This window comes from Hyphomonas sp. CY54-11-8 (genome assembly GCF_000682735.1).
In the GTDB taxonomy this organism is placed as follows: domain Bacteria; phylum Pseudomonadota; class Alphaproteobacteria; order Caulobacterales; family Hyphomonadaceae; genus Hyphomonas.
Genome location: NZ_AWFD01000037.1, coordinates 116,084 through 130,118, shown reverse-complemented (window position 1 = coordinate 130,118; position 14,035 = coordinate 116,084). Strand labels below are relative to the sequence as shown.

General features: G+C 62.7%; 17 protein-coding genes. 12 read left to right on the top strand and 5 right to left on the bottom strand.

The genetic code is table 11. The features are described 5' to 3' along the window. Positions 1–48 precede the first annotated feature (48 nt). A complete protein-coding gene (rpoD, locus tag HY17_RS17735) occupies positions 49–2,034 on the top strand; it encodes an RNA polymerase sigma factor RpoD (RefSeq protein WP_034769138.1) in 1,986 nt (661 codons plus the stop codon). A 76-nt stretch (positions 2,035–2,110) separates the two neighbouring features. On the opposite strand, the gene HY17_RS17730 is transcribed toward rpoD, so the two are convergent. The 3 genes from HY17_RS17730 to HY17_RS17720 all read right to left on the bottom strand — a co-directional run bounded on the left by HY17_RS17730 (position 2,111) and on the right by HY17_RS17720 (position 4,995). Continuing rightward, positions 2,111–2,662 (bottom strand): GIY-YIG nuclease family protein, encoded by a 552-nt coding sequence (locus tag HY17_RS17730; protein WP_034769137.1) that lies wholly within the window; start codon positions 2,660–2,662, stop codon positions 2,111–2,113. A gap of 84 nt (positions 2,663–2,746) precedes the next feature. Next, positions 2,747–4,033 (bottom strand): O-acetylhomoserine aminocarboxypropyltransferase/cysteine synthase family protein, encoded by a 1,287-nt coding sequence (locus tag HY17_RS17725; RefSeq protein ID WP_034769132.1) that lies wholly within the window; start codon positions 4,031–4,033, stop codon positions 2,747–2,749. A gap of 113 nt (positions 4,034–4,146) precedes the next feature. Further along, complete coding sequence (locus HY17_RS17720) at positions 4,147–4,995, bottom strand: neutral zinc metallopeptidase (protein WP_034769130.1); 849 nt, start codon at positions 4,993–4,995, stop codon at positions 4,147–4,149. Positions 4,996–5,103: 108 nt separating this feature from the next. Here HY17_RS17720 and HY17_RS17715 point away from each other — a divergent pair, with 108 nt between their 5' ends. After that, positions 5,104–5,526, top strand: a complete 423-nt coding sequence (locus tag HY17_RS17715) for a secondary thiamine-phosphate synthase enzyme YjbQ (protein ID WP_034769128.1) — start codon at positions 5,104–5,106, stop codon at positions 5,524–5,526. On the opposite strand, the gene HY17_RS17710 is transcribed toward HY17_RS17715, so the two are convergent. Beyond that, the gene (locus tag HY17_RS17710) at positions 5,523–6,614 is read right to left on the bottom strand and encodes a class I SAM-dependent methyltransferase (protein ID WP_065383043.1); all 1,092 of its coding nucleotides are present in this window, start codon (positions 6,612–6,614) and stop codon (positions 5,523–5,525) included. The genes HY17_RS17715 and HY17_RS17710 overlap by 4 nt on opposite strands. Then, complete coding sequence (gene lgt, locus HY17_RS17705) at positions 6,566–7,522, bottom strand: prolipoprotein diacylglyceryl transferase (RefSeq protein WP_233348863.1); 957 nt, start codon at positions 7,520–7,522, stop codon at positions 6,566–6,568. Before lgt ends, HY17_RS17710 begins: the two co-directional genes overlap by 49 nt. An 89-nt stretch (positions 7,523–7,611) precedes the next feature. On the opposite strand from lgt, the gene HY17_RS17700 reads away from it, so the two are divergent. From HY17_RS17700 to HY17_RS17655, 10 genes are all read left to right on the top strand, one after another. Next, on the top strand, positions 7,612–7,869 hold the full coding sequence (locus HY17_RS17700) for an accessory factor UbiK family protein (RefSeq protein WP_034769126.1): 258 nt from the start codon (positions 7,612–7,614) through the stop codon (positions 7,867–7,869). Positions 7,870–7,999: 130 nt separating this feature from the next. After that, the gene (locus tag HY17_RS17695) at positions 8,000–8,503 is read left to right on the top strand and encodes a YbjN domain-containing protein (protein ID WP_034769124.1); all 504 of its coding nucleotides are present in this window, start codon (positions 8,000–8,002) and stop codon (positions 8,501–8,503) included. Positions 8,504–8,507: 4 nt separating this feature from the next. Continuing rightward, a complete protein-coding gene (gene proC, locus HY17_RS17690; protein WP_034769122.1) occupies positions 8,508–9,314 on the top strand; it encodes a pyrroline-5-carboxylate reductase in 807 nt (268 codons plus the stop codon). Between the two features lie 15 nt (positions 9,315–9,329). Then, on the top strand, positions 9,330–9,986 hold the full coding sequence (locus HY17_RS17685; RefSeq protein ID WP_034769121.1) for a hypothetical protein: 657 nt from the start codon (positions 9,330–9,332) through the stop codon (positions 9,984–9,986). After that, on the top strand, positions 9,952–11,037 hold the full coding sequence (locus HY17_RS17680; protein ID WP_034769118.1) for a phosphotransferase: 1,086 nt from the start codon (positions 9,952–9,954) through the stop codon (positions 11,035–11,037). The genes HY17_RS17685 and HY17_RS17680 overlap by 35 nt, the downstream gene beginning before the upstream one ends. A 206-nt stretch (positions 11,038–11,243) precedes the next feature. After that, complete coding sequence (locus HY17_RS17675) at positions 11,244–11,516, top strand: DUF1153 domain-containing protein (RefSeq protein ID WP_034769116.1); 273 nt, start codon at positions 11,244–11,246, stop codon at positions 11,514–11,516. 82 nt (positions 11,517–11,598) lie between these two features. After that, positions 11,599–12,261: a hypothetical protein gene (locus HY17_RS17670; RefSeq protein WP_034769115.1), complete on the top strand. Its 663-nt coding sequence runs from the start codon at positions 11,599–11,601 to the stop codon at positions 12,259–12,261. Then, complete coding sequence (locus tag HY17_RS17665; protein ID WP_034769112.1) at positions 12,258–13,190, top strand: flagellar motor switch protein FliG; 933 nt, start codon at positions 12,258–12,260, stop codon at positions 13,188–13,190. The genes HY17_RS17670 and HY17_RS17665 overlap by 4 nt, the downstream gene beginning before the upstream one ends. Next, a complete protein-coding gene (locus tag HY17_RS17660) occupies positions 13,190–13,609 on the top strand; it encodes a hypothetical protein (RefSeq protein WP_034769110.1) in 420 nt (139 codons plus the stop codon). The genes HY17_RS17665 and HY17_RS17660 overlap by 1 nt, the downstream gene beginning before the upstream one ends. Beyond that, positions 13,606–13,872, top strand: a complete 267-nt coding sequence (locus HY17_RS17655) for a FliM/FliN family flagellar motor switch protein (protein ID WP_034769108.1) — start codon at positions 13,606–13,608, stop codon at positions 13,870–13,872. Before HY17_RS17660 ends, HY17_RS17655 begins: the two co-directional genes overlap by 4 nt. Positions 13,873–14,035: the final 163 nt, after the last annotated feature.

Genomic DNA, 14,035 nt, shown 5'->3' with positions numbered 1-14,035 from the left:
AGACGTATGGCGGGATGAGCGCGCGGTACGTCACGGGAGAGAGATTGAATGGCATCTGCCAAGCAGAAGAATACGCAGGGCGACGGCGATAACGACGATAAGGACAACGATTCCGGTCTTGTCGATTTCAACGCAACGGACGTCAAAAAGGTCCTGAAGCGCGCTCAGAAGCGCGGCTTCATCACCCATGACGAAATCAACGCCCTTCTGCCGAATGACGAGATGACCTCCGACCAGATCGAGGACGTGATGTCCCAGATCTCGGAAATGGGCATTGCCGTCGTTGAGACCGAGGAAGAAGCGGAAGAGCAGGGCAAGGCCCTGACCAAGATCGAGGACCGCAAGGTCGTTGCGAAGAAGGGCAACGCGCGCGGTTCCGACCGGACCGACGATCCTGTACGCATGTACCTGCGCGAGATGGGCGCTGTGGAACTGCTCTCCCGTGAGGGCGAGATTGCGATCGCCAAGCGCATCGAAGCTGGCCGCGACGCCATGATCCGTGGCCTCTGCGAGAGCCCGCTGACCTTCGAAGCCATGATGGTCTGGCGCGACGAGCTCATCAATGAGCGGATCCTCCTGCGCGACCTGATCGACCTTGAGGCGACCTATGGCGCGGAAAACCCGCCGCCGGAGCCGAAGCCCGTCGAGAAGGAAGAAGAGCCGGAAGCCAAAGCCAAGACCCGCCGCGGTGAAGTCGACGAAGTCGAAGCCGAGCGCGAACGTCAGCAGAAAGAGGCTGAAGAGGAAGAGGACGAAGATGATGCCGCCGCCATGTCCATGTCGGCCATGGAAGCGGAACTTCGTGACGGTGTCCTCGCCAAGCTGGACGAGATTGCTGACGGTTTCGGCCGTTACCGCAAGCTGCAGGACAAGCTCGTGTCTCGCCGCATGGAAGGCAAGGAACTGACGCCGAAGGCGCAGAGCGAATATGACGAGCTGTCCAACAACATCGTCGAGAATTTGAAGACGATCCACATCAACAACGCCCGTATCGAGGCGCTGGTGGAGCAGCTCTACGCCATCAACAAGAAGCTGATGGGGCTGGAAGGCAAGCTGATGCGCCTCGCTGACGCGCATGGCGTGCCGCGCAAGGAATTCCTCAGCAATTATTTCGGCCGCGAGCTGGAGCCGGACTGGACCGAGAAGGTCAAGGGCATCTCGGCGAAGTGGAAGCGTTTCGTTGAATCCAAGGAAGGCGACATCGAAGAGGTGCGTGCGGAGATTTCCGAGATCGCGCAGGAAATCGGTATTCCGATCGATGACTATCGCCGCATCGTGCAGACGGTGCAGAAAGGCGAGCGCGAAGCCCGCATCGCGAAGAAGGAGATGGTGGAAGCCAACCTCCGCCTCGTGATCTCCATCGCCAAGAAATACACCAACCGCGGCCTTCAGTTCCTGGACCTCATCCAGGAAGGCAATATCGGCCTGATGAAGGCGGTGGACAAATTCGAGTATCGCCGCGGCTACAAATTTTCGACCTACGCCACATGGTGGATCCGTCAGGCGATCACCCGGTCGATTGCCGACCAGGCCCGCACGATCCGTATCCCGGTGCACATGATCGAGACGATCAACAAGATCATCCGTACCCAGCGCCAGATGCTGCACGAGATCGGCCGCGAGCCGACCCCGGAAGAACTGGCCGAGAAACTGGGCCTGCCGCTGGAGAAGATCCGCAAGGTCCTGAAGATCGCGAAAGAGCCGATTTCGCTGGAAACACCGATCGGCGACGACGAGGATTCAAACCTCGGCGACTTCATCGAGGACAAGGCCGCGCTCCTGCCGGTCGACGCTGCGATCCAGTCGAACCTGCGTGAAACGACGACCCGCGTGCTTGCCTCGCTCACCCCGCGTGAGGAACGCGTGCTGCGCATGCGCTTCGGCATCGGCATGAACACAGATCACACGCTGGAAGAAGTCGGCCAGCAGTTCAGCGTGACGCGCGAACGTATCCGCCAGATCGAGGCCAAAGCGCTTCGCAAGCTGAAGCATCCGAGCCGCAGCCGCAAACTGCGCAGCTTCCTGGATACGTAGTTCAGAAACATTCCGAATGTGAAAAAGGGCGGCCCTCACAGGCCGCCTTTTTTTGTTTTGCTCGTTATCCGACGTCTCAGGCCGCAGATGCGCCTAAGGTCTGTTTCGCTTCCTTCGCGCAGACGCGCCGGCAATCGAGCAACATGGCGCGCTGCTTGTTTGACCATCCTGTCAGGTTCAGCGGCGGTTTGAGCAGTGCGATCAGCTTACTCTCGGCGCTGGCAATGTCCCCTTCGAACGGGATGCGCGCGAGCGTCAGGGAATGGAACATCCATTCAGACAGAGCCGCTTCGCCCTCGACCGGGAAACGGTAATTATAGTGGCTCTGCCATCGGCCGGATTTATCCCGGGGCAGGGCGGTCAGATTCAGGTCGTCTTTTAGGAGGGCGCCGAGAGAGCGCCGGAGCGTGCTGCCGCTCGATCCGTTCTGTGGATAGAAATGGTCCCGTGCTGCAAAGCCTTTTTTCGTCATGCCGACATAGAGCAGCCCGTCCGGCGGAACATCGAGTTCAGGCAGACTGGCGCCGTCGTTCAGGTAGACTGCATACACACCTGTCTGAGCCGGCGAGGCCGGTGACCAGGCTTGCGCTGCCATCTTCAGCGAAGTGCGGATGTCTTCTGAAATCATCACCGGCCCTTTCCGAGCCGGTGATGATGACAGACAAGCGCTTATGTCAGGTTGAACGCTTTGGTTGAATTTTTTCTATCTGGTTCAACCTGCCGCCTTCAGGGCCTGATCCAGGTCTGCGATCAGGTCGTCGGCGTCTTCGATGCCGATGGAGAGACGGACCGTATCCGGCGAGGCGCCGGCGGCGATCTGCTGTTCTTCCGTCAGCTGACGGTGTGTGGTCGAGGCCGGGTGGATGACCAGCGAACGGGCATCGCCAAGGTTCGCGACATGGCTGAACAGGTTCAGCCCCGCTACGAACTTGGTGCAGGCCGTGTAGCCGCCCTTCAGCTGAACCGTGAAGAGGGCGCCCGCGCCTTTCGGGCAGATTTTCGGAATGCGGTCCTTGTAGGGGGAGCTGTCGAGGCCCGCATAGGTTACACCCGCGACTGCTTCATGGCCTTCCAGCCAGGCGGCAATCTTCTGTGCGTTGGCGATATGCTTCTCCATGCGCAGGGACAGTGTCTCAATGCCCATCAGCGTATAGTGCGCGCCCTGTGGGTTCATCGTCATGCCAAGATCGCGCAGGCCAATGGCGATGCCGTGGAAAGTAAAGGCGGCCGGGCCGAAGGTCTCGTGGAAGGTGAGGCCGTGATAGGCCGGCTCCGGCTGGGAGAGGGACGGGAACTTGTCACTGGCCGACCAGTCGAACTTGCCGGAGTCGACCACCACGCCGCCGGTCACCGTACCGTTGCCGGTCATGTATTTCGTCAGCGAGTGGACCACAAGCGTCGCACCATGGTCGATCGGGCGGCAGAGGTAAGGCGTCGCTGTCGTATTGTCGACGATCAGCGGAATGCCGGCTTCGTCGGCGATGGCGGCGACGGCGTCGAGGTCGGTGATATAGCCGCCGGGGTTGGCGATGGTCTCGCAGAAGATGGCGCGCGTGTCGTCATCGATGGCGGCCTTCACGGCGTCGAGGTCGTCGAAGTCGACAAAGGTGCAGGACCAGCCGAAGCGTTTGAAGGTCTGGCTGAACTGGGTGATGGTGCCGCCATAGAGGCGCGTCGAGGCAACGATGTTGCGGCCTGGCGCCATCAGAGGGAAGAGGGCCATGATCTGTGCCGCATGGCCGGACGAGCAGCAGACGGCGCCTGCGCCGCCTTCCAGCGCCGCGATCCGGTTCTGGAGCGCCCCGATGGTCGGGTTGGTCAGGCGGGAATAGATGTAGCCGACTTCCTGCAGGCCGAAGAGGGCGGCGGCATGGTCAGCGTCGCGGAAGACATAAGCGGTGGTCTGATAGATCGGCACCTGGCGTGCGCCGGTGGCCGGATCGGCCTCGGTGCCTGCGTGAATGGCCAGCGTGTCAAAGCCCTGCGGTGCGTCGGTCATGTCGTTTCCTCGCTTCGTGTTCCTGCGTTTTCTCTGCCGTCTTTAGGGGAGCGGCAGGGGCGCAGCAATGAGGAAATCTGACGAGTTCGCCGCAGGCTTACTGATACGAGCGCCTATTGGTTAAACGTGTCGCAGGCCGCGGGATCGCCTGTGGAGAGACCCCGCCGCAGCCATTCGACACGCTGGTCGGCCGTGCCGTGGGTGAAGGCTTCAGGCGTCACCTTGCCGGTCATGCGCTTCTGGATCATGTCGTCGCCGATGGCTTGAGCGGTGCGCAGGCCTTCCTCGACATCGCCGGGTTCCAACGCGACCGCGCCGCCGGACACCTCCGCCGCATGGGCCGCCCAGACGCCGGCATAGCAGTCTGCCTGCAGTTCCAGCGCGATGGACCAGGCATTGGCTTCTTCCTGGCTGCCAGCAGCCTGTTGGGCCTGGCGGACCTTGTCACTGGTGCCGGTCAGCTTCTGAACATGGTGACCGAATTCGTGCGCGATGACGTAGGCCTTGGCGAAGTCCGCGCCGGACGCGCCGAGTTGGGTCTGCATGTCCTGCCAGAAGCCGAGGTCCAGATAAACGGTCTGGTCGGCCGGGCAGTAGAATGGCCCCATCGCGGCCTGGCCATAGCCGCAGCCCGTGCCGGTGCCTTGTTCGTAAAGCACGACCGTGGGTTCGCGATAGCCGCGCAGCGCCTGGCTCCACACATCATTGATATTGGCGCCGATGATGTCGACGAACTGGCCGGCTTCATCTTCCGGCGTGCCGCGGACACCTTCCTGCGTGCTGGCGCTGCCGGCCGGCTGTTCGCTCACGACCTTGGCGATCTCGTCCGGTTCCATGCCGAGCACGAAATAGCCGATCAGGGCGATGATGATGACGCCGATCCCGCCGCCCGCCACCTTGCCGGGCCCCATGCCGCGCCGGTCTTCAATGTTGCCGCCCTTGCGTCCACCTTGCCAGCGCATCCGCCATCTCCTGAAATCCGCCGGGCCCCACGCCCGGCCATTGCCGCCATCCTAACATCCATGCGAGGACGAGACAGTCCCTTTGGCCAGCTTATCCGGCGCGACCGCATGCACGATACGATTTCAATCCGAACGACAGGGCAGGGCCTCTATGAGTTCACCCCGGCCATCCTGCGTTTCCTGTCGGGCGCGGCAGGCGGCGATGGGTTGCTGACCTTGTTCTGCCAGCACACATCCTGCTCCCTGCTGGTGCAGGAGAATGCCGATCCCGATGTGCAGGCAGACCTGAAGGCCTTCTTCCGCCGCCTTGTGCCGCCAGCGAACGACCCGTCGATGAGCTATCTGGAACACCGCACCGAAGGGCCGGACGACATGCCCGCCCATATCAAGGCCGCGCTGACGCAGACCTCAATCTCCATTCCGGTCATCGGCGGCCGCATGACGCTTGGCACCTGGCAGGGCCTCTATTTGTTCGAACACCGCGACGCCCCGCACAATCGCCGGGTCGTGGCGCATCTGCTGGAACGCTAGAAACCCGCTGGGGCCGGCAAGCCGCCGGACGACAGGCAGATCGCCTTGAAACGTTCGCCCATGTCTTTCGGGTCGATCAGGCGCTGGGCGGCGTTGAAGATGGCTTCGCCGTCGTCTGGATTGGCTTTCACCAACTGATTGAGGCGCGCCTGCGCGCCGAGGCCTAACAGGAACATGCCCTGCGGGGCAGGCCCGGCGACGTCCAGCCCGGCCTTGCCGGACATGCGTGCCAGCCGCCCGAAATCGACATCCACCGTCAGGTCGGACTCGCCGGGCAGGGCAAGCGGGCCTACCTGTTCACCATCCTTATACGAACGAAGGCTGTCGCCTGGTGCAGTATCTGATGGGCCATAGTCGATGAACAAGGCCCGGAACGGGGCGTCACGGGTCACGAGGTCTGCAACCAGCAGGTCCATCCCTGTCTGGACTTCCACCACGGCGCTGGCGTCTGCGGCGCCTTCCGGGGCGGCCTGTTCATCGGCAGCGAGGCCGAACACAAGTTCCCGCTTGTCATCGAGCCCAATCACGCATTCGCGCCAGCTGGCGCCATCACGTCGGAACTGGCGCGCGGGCAGGCAGTCGAGATATTCGTTCGCGACCAGCAGCATCGGCCCGGCCGGCACTTCGGCGAGGGTGGAGACGAACTCCGGCTGCGCTGCAGCGAGTGCTTCGTTCTGGATTTCTCGCATGGCCGGGGCCGGCTCCACGAGGGTCACGCGCATCGCATTCGCAAAATTTCCGCCGCCCGCCATCATGGCGAGGCGCAGTGCATCCTTCATCAGGACGCCGCGGCCGGGGCCGATCTCGACGATGCGGATTTCCGCCGGCGACCCCATCGCCTTCCATTCGTGTACCAGCCACAGGCCGATCAGTTCGCCAAAGATCTGGCTGATCTCCGGCGCGGTGATGAAGTCTTTCCCGATGCCGGGGCGCGTCGCGTAATAGCCCTGCGCGGTGTCGTGCAGGCAGAGCTGCATATAGGTCGACACGGGGATCGGGCCACCCGTCTCGATCAGGCGGATAAGGCGTTCTTTCAGAGTCACGCGTTCTTCCGGGCCTTCGGTTTCAGCGCGTTCCAGACCAGCCATGCCCCGCCCAGCCACATGGGGATGGAGAGCAGCTGGCCCATGGTCAGCCATTCCGGCATGCCGTGCACGAAACTGTCCGGCATGCGGAAGTTTTCCACCACCGTGCGGCCGAAGGCATACATCAGCAGGAACAGGCCTGCGACGAGGCCGGGGCGTTTCAAAGCGCCGAAGCGCCAGATCAGGATGGACAGCACGATCAGCGGCAGCCAGCCTTCCAGAGCCGACTCGTAAAGCTGGCTCGGATATCGCGCCGTTTCAAAGCCATTATAGACCCATTTGCCGGTGTCCCAATTATAGGCCGGCGGTGTGGAACCCGGCACAATGCCTTCGGGAAACACCATGCCCCAGGGAGAATCCGTGTGGCGGCCATAGAGTTCGGCATTGATGAAGTTGGCGAGCCGCACGAGGCCGATACCGATCGGCGCCACGACGCCAGCGATGTCGCCGATGGAGAACAGGCTCACCTTTCGCGACCACGCGAAATAGGTCAGCGCTATGGCCACGCCCGAGATCCCTCCGTGGAACGACATGCCGCCATCCCATATCCGCAGGATCGTGCCGGGATCGGCCATCAGCGCGTCGAACTGGTAGGGCACCATGTAGAAAAGGATGTAGCCGAGCCGGCCGCCGAGAATGATGCCCAGGATGATCCAGAACATGATGTCGTCGAGCTGGTCCTTGGTCAGCGGGCTTTCCCCTCCGAAGAGGGCCGGGCGCTTCAGCATCGCAGCGGCATACCACCAGGCGAGGCCGATGCCGGCCATATAGCCCAGCGCGTACCAGCGCAGATGGAACTTTCCGAGGCCGATAAAACCGAAATCGATGGAGAAGAGCGCAGGACTCATCTCGGGGAAGGAGAGGGCGCCGGCGGCCAGGTGTGCCCCCAGCAGCGTCATCGTGTCGAACATGCGGCCTCTTTTCCCTGTCTTGCCCCGGACCTATCTGTTACGGAATGTGGCAGACAAGGCCAGCCACCCGCGCGCGAAGGAGTAGCCTCATGGCGACGACAAATCCACTGCTCGATGACATCGCAGGTCTGATGACCGGCGCGCTCGGAGCAGCCCGTACCGCTGGTGAAGAGGCCAAGACGGCGGCGCAGGCCCGGGTCCGCGCCCTGATCGCCGATATGGACCTTGCCGGACGGGACGAAGTGGAAGCGCTGAAGGCGCTGGCCGTGTCCGCGCTGGAAAAGGTCGAGGCGCTCGAAAAGCGCGTGGCAGAGCTCGAAGCTGCCGCAAATACGGGCGACGACTGAGTCCCGCTATTCCCGCAACTGTTGAAGCAGATGGACCTCGCCGCTGAGGGGCGTATGCATGGTCCATGCGTGGGGATAGCGCAGAGGGACGAATCCTGTCCCGATACCCAAGTCTGCGATGGGAGCGTAAATGAGTGTCGGCCTGACCCGCAATGAATACAACATGATCGATCCGCTGGAGCGGGTCGAGCAGGCGCTGGAAGAAGGCGGCTGGCAGGCGGAGCGCGACGAAGAAGGTACGCTGCAGGCCGTCGCCGAGACCCGTTGGGGCGATCTTGGCGCCCTGTTCGCCTACCGTCCGGAACCGGCCGCAATCCATTTCTCCATGACGCTGGACGTGAAACCGCAGACGGCGCGCCGCGCCCAGATCGCTGAACTGATCATGATGGCGAACGAGCGTCTCTGGCTCGGCCATTTCGACTACTGGGCCGACGAAGGCGTGATCATTTTCCGCTACACTTTCCCGATGATGGACCGCGACGAGCCGACGCTGGGCGAAGTGCGCAGCGCAATGGCCGCCGCTGTCAGCGCTGTGGAGCGCTTCATTCCCGCATTCAACTTCCTGATCTGGGCCGGAAAATCCCCGCGCGATGCCATCGATGCGGTGATGTTCGAAACCCACGGCGAAGCCTGAGGCGATGGCGGCGCAATCGATCGCCCTGATCGGGGCAGGCCGGATGGGCGCCGCGCTCGCCAGTGGCTGGCTGGCCGGGAAGGGCAAGCCCGATATCCGCATTCAGGATCCCAAGCCCTCGGAAATCGTCGCTGCCTGGGCTGAGGCAGGCAAGGTTAGGCTGAACCCCGATCCGGAACCGGTCGACGTTCTGATCGTCGCGGTGAAACCGCAGGTCTTCCCGAAGATGGCCGACAGCCTGAAAGCCTGGATCGGCCCGGACACGCTGGTCATCTCGATCATGGCGGGGACGCGCATCAAGCAGCTGATCGAACGCCTGGACACGAAGTGCGTCATTCGGGTCATGCCAAACACGCCGGGCGCCATCGGTAAGGGCGTCTCAGTCATCGCCAGGTCCGATACAGTCATGGCGAAGCAGCTCGAAATCGCCGAAAATCTGCTGAAACCGCTCGGTGCTGTCATCGGTCCGGTCGATGAAAAACATATGTCGGTCGTTACCGGTCTCTCCGGCAGCGGCCCGGCCTATATCTTCCTTCTGGCCGAAGCCATGGCCGATGCTGCCATGGCAGAAGGTCTTCCGGCCGACCTGGCCGAACAGCTCGCCGCGCTCACCATTGAAGGCGCTGCCGCCCTGATGGTGCAGTCGGACGAGCCGCCGAGCGCGCTCAGAAAAGCGGTTACCTCACCCGGCGGCACCACCCAGGCCGCTCTTGACATCCTCATGGATGAGGGTGGGATGCCCATACTGATGCGAAAGGCTATCCGCGCCGCCGCCAACCGCGACCGGGAGCTGTCTCGCGATACCGATTAGGAGACAGGCGAGACCATGGAGGAGGAAACAGGCGACATCGTCGAGCTGGGCCTTCTCGCCGCGCTGCGCCTCGCTGAGGACACGCCCTGGGGCGACATCACCCTCTCCGCTATTTCTGAAGAAGCCGGACTGCCGCTGAGCGAGTTCTACGGCGTCACGCGAGACGACCTCGTCAATGCCTTCGATGCCTACTTTGATCGCGCCATGTCTGCTGAAGGCCCACCGGGCGGCGAGTCTCCGCGTGAGCGCCTGTTCGACGTGATCATGCTGCGCTTCGAGGCGATGGAGGATTACCGCGCCGGTGCTGTTGCGCTGATGCGGGACCGCGAGCGGACGCCGCGCCTGCTGCTGCGCCTGCCGTCGCATAGGGCGGCGAGTGCGCACTGGGCCCTCGCATCGGCCGGTCTGGACGATGACAGCGGCGCCCCGCTGGGCCTCAAGATCGCCGCCATCGCCTTTGTGATCGCACAGACCGAGCGCGCCTGGCGCAAGGACAAGAATGGCGATTTCGCCCTCACCATGGCGGCGCTGGACAAGGCCCTGCGCGCAGCCGAGGCGCGGATGCTGCGCCTGAAGAAATACATCCCAGGAAAATCAAAGAGCGGGTCGGACGAGCCCGACGATGCGGAGGAAACCCATGAGCCGACCCGGCCTCGACACCAATCCCCTTGAACTGACGCCGGACTGGTTCAACCAGCTTTTCGAAGAAATTGGCATCGATGCGGAGGTTTCCAGCCTCACAGCGAAGTCGATCGGCACAGGCCAGATCGGCGAGAATGTCCGCTTTGTCTTCGACTATGCCCGCAAAGGCGACGGCGCACCCGCGACGCTGGTCGGCAAGTTCCCATCGGACAATGAAGCCAGCCTGATGACGGCCAAGATGCTCGGCCACTATGAGCGCGAGGTGAATTTCTACCGCACCTTCCCGAAGGTGGCGGGGCGGATCACGCCAACGGCGCTCTATACCGATTATGACGCAGACACGAACCGGTTTGCCCTGATCATGGAAGACATGGCCCCGGCCGAGCAGGGGAACCAGCTGACAGGCTGCAGCGTGGCTGAAGCCGAACGCGCCATGGATGCCGCGGCGATCCTGCACGCGGCGCACTGGAACGATGCCTCTCTCGATACGCATCCCTGGCTGCAGGGCAGCGCGGTGGCGCCGGAGCCGGCCCTGACCATGGAAGCGACAGTCGCGCTCTGGACCGGATTCAAGGACCGCTACGGTCCCCAGCTCGCACAGGAAGACATCGATGTCGGCGACGCTTACACCGCTGCCTTGCCCAAAATGCAGGAAATCGAGCGGCCGGGTCCATTTGCGCTGACGCACAATGACTACCGCCTCGACAATATGCTGTTCGGCAAGCCGGGCTCACCGAAGCCGCTGGCTGTCGTCGACTGGCAGACGGCCGGAAAAGGCGCGCCCGCCAGCGATGTGGCCTATTTCATCGGGGCAGGTCTGACACGGGATGACAGGCCCAAGCACGAGCAGGCCTTGTTGCGGTACTATCATGCCCGGCTGCAGGATGAGGGGGTCACGGATTACGGTTTCGATGCGCTCTATGACGACTATCGGTATACCTGCTTCTACGGCATGTCGGTGGCGTACGGTGCGGCGATGCTGGTCAAGCAGACAGAGCGCGGCGACCAGATGTTCCTGACCATGCTGCGGCGCCACGCGGCGCAGGCGCGGGACAATAATGCTCTCGAATTGCTGCCCTGAAACCGCAGATTTTTCTCAATCGTGTAATATTTTCTGCAGAGTCTCGCCTGGTGTGCCGGGCCGGAACAGGTTTCCAAACATCCTCCTAATGACCGCGCGTAAACTCTCATAACGGGTTACGCGTGGGCTTAAGGGGAAGTGCGTAGTGTCCATATTCCGGGCTCTCCAGAAGGAGTGTCCGCCCTCTATTGGAAAATGGTGTGGATATGGAACAGCAGAATGCAAAACCGATGAGCGTGAAAGGCCCGGATGGCCAGAAGCTCACCATGGCGGATCTCCCGTCGCCGAACATTTCCCGTTGGGTTACCCGTCGCAAGGCCGAAGTGGTTGCCGCCGTTGCCGGTGGTTTGATCAGCCGTAAGGCAGCTTGCGACCGCTACAATCTGACGGATGAAGAGTTCGAAGGCTGGGAGCGTCTTTACCTGCGTCACGGCGCCAAGGGCCTGCGCACGACCCGCCTGCAACAGTATCGCCGCTAGGGCGCTGTTAAACCCAAATTTACGGGCGCCCCGTTAACTCTGGCGAAAGCATCCGGATTCCTCCGGATGACGGGAGTCCAGTATGGCGCACGGAAGATCCGGTACATCGCGCGGCGCGACGCCTTCCACACGGGCGCTCGCGTTCGCGGCATGTGCCGTGGCGCTCGGCCTGCTCGCATGGCGCGGCAGCGATATTGTCAGCCGTGCGCCAGCATCACCCGGTCCGCTTTCCCAGTCTGAAGCCTCTCTCCTGTCAGTCGCCGAGGCGATGGCGGGGCAGGGGCATGTCCGCATTTCCATCGTTCGCCAACCGGGCGCGATCCGGCAGGTCCTGTTGCTGCTCGACGACAAGGCCAGCGTGGATGACAGGATACTCACCAACACAATTTCCATGGCAGCCGGGCTCGATGCGGCCAAAGGCGAGCGGGTGGATCTGCAGCGCATTGCCTTTGCGCCCGGTGTAACGGGTGCGCCGCTGCCGCGTGACTGGGCCGAATTGTCCTTGCTGGCCTTGCTGGCTGGCCTCGCGGGCTGGATCGGATTCAAATCGGAGCGAAGAGAAGAGACGCCCGTCGAACTGGTACAGGAAACACTTCCCGCCCGCATGACGTCGCAGCCTGCTGAACCCGCCATCCGCTCTGCACCCTCGCACGATGACGATGCTGCCGATCTTGCCCGCCGGGATCCTGGCCGCGCCGCAGATGTCGTTCGCGCCTGGATGAGCGGCAATGGAGGCAATGCATGAGTGCGCTGACGATTGCCCGCAAAGAGACACCAGCAGATGGCCTGATGCGATCTGCCCGGCTGATGCGGGCGCTGGGCCCGGATGCGGCGCCGATCTGGGCAGAACTCTCGAAATCCGAAGTGCAGGCCCTCACCGCTGCGATGGATACGCTTGGGCCTTCGGCAGAAGGGGAATCCGAGGCAGTTTCCCAGTTCATGGTGGCGCACCGGCGGCTACGCACGCCCGCAGGGCGTGGAACCTCCGTCTGGCAGCGCCTGTCAGATACCGGCACGGATACGCTGGCCGGCATGTTTGAAAGCGAACATGCACAGACTGTCGCGCTGGTTCTTTCCCGGTTGCAGGGCGAGGCATCGGCGCGCCTGCTGCGCGCACTGCCGCCGCGCCTGGCCGTCGACGCAATGCAGCGGCTGCTGAACCTTGGGCCGATACATCCGGCGGCGCTCAGCGCCCTCGAAACCCAGCTCGACACGATCCTCGCGGCCAGGGCTGGAGACGGCCAGTCAAATGGCCATGAACGCGTCGCCCGCATTTTCGACCGGCTCGACAGCCGCTCCGAAAAGACTTTCCTTGCTGCGCTCGATCACGCCGAACCGGGGGCAGGCGAGAAGGTGCGCGCTTTGATGTTCACGTTTGACGATCTGGCGAGCCTGGATGCAGCAGGTCTGCAGACCCTGCTGTCGGCCGCAGACCGCGCGGTGCTCGTCGTGGCCCTGAAAGGCGCACGGCCGGATACGGCGTCGGTTTTCTTCGCCAACATGACTCAGCGTGCAGGCGATCTGCTGCGCGAGGAGATTGCATCGCTCGGCCCTGTCCGCCGCAGCGAAGTTGAAGCGGCACGCCAGGAACTGGTTGCACTCGCCCGTACGCTCATGCAGCGCGGCGACATCCGGGCAGACGGCCAGGTTGAAGATGATGAGCTGGTCGACTGATGCAGCGCGCCGTCAAATCCCTGCAGCCGTTCGATTTCCGTAGCGATTTCACTCCGCAGCCTGAGCCGGAATTGCCGGCACTGCCTGTTGAGGAAAAGATCACGCTGTCAGCGCCGGATCTGGCCATGTTGCTGACCGAGGCGCGCGCCGAGGCACATGCAGCCGCCATGTCGATGAAGCATGACGAACAGAACGCACGCCTGCAGCAGGTAACGGAAAACCTGACGGACGCCCTCGCGAATCTGGTATCTCTGGCAGGACATCTGGAATCGAGTGCCTATTCGGACGGTTTCCGGGAGTCTGCCTTGCGCCTGGTCAAAATCGCGGCCCAGCGGATCGTTGACGGACAGGGAGACCTGTTTGCACAAAGCCAGGAATTCAGCCAGAACAACCGCCCGACCGAGAAGGATGGACCATGACCAAGCCCGCCAATCCTGCCTTGCAGAAGTCCCTGATGGACGTGCCCGTGCGTGTGGACGTGGTGCTCGGCGAAGTGCGCATGCCCATGGAAGAACTGGTCGCCATGTCGGCCGACGACGTCGTGGCCCTGGAACGGCGGACCGATGAGCCGGTCGAGATTTACGTGTCAGACCGGCTGATGGCGCGTGGGCGCCTCGTTGTTGCAGATGGGCAACTCGGGGTGACACTTTCGGAGATCGTGGACTCGCGCGAAGCCGCGTAACTGCGGGAAAACCCATGGTTAACAATGCGTTGCAGGCCGGTGTGCCCGGCACTGCAGGAATGGGCTGTCTGCGCCTTCCGAATTCGGCAATTCCTAACACCGAAGAGGAATTTGTTAACCTTTAGACGACACTAATGGTTACGGGAGAGTGTGGCCCGTTCGC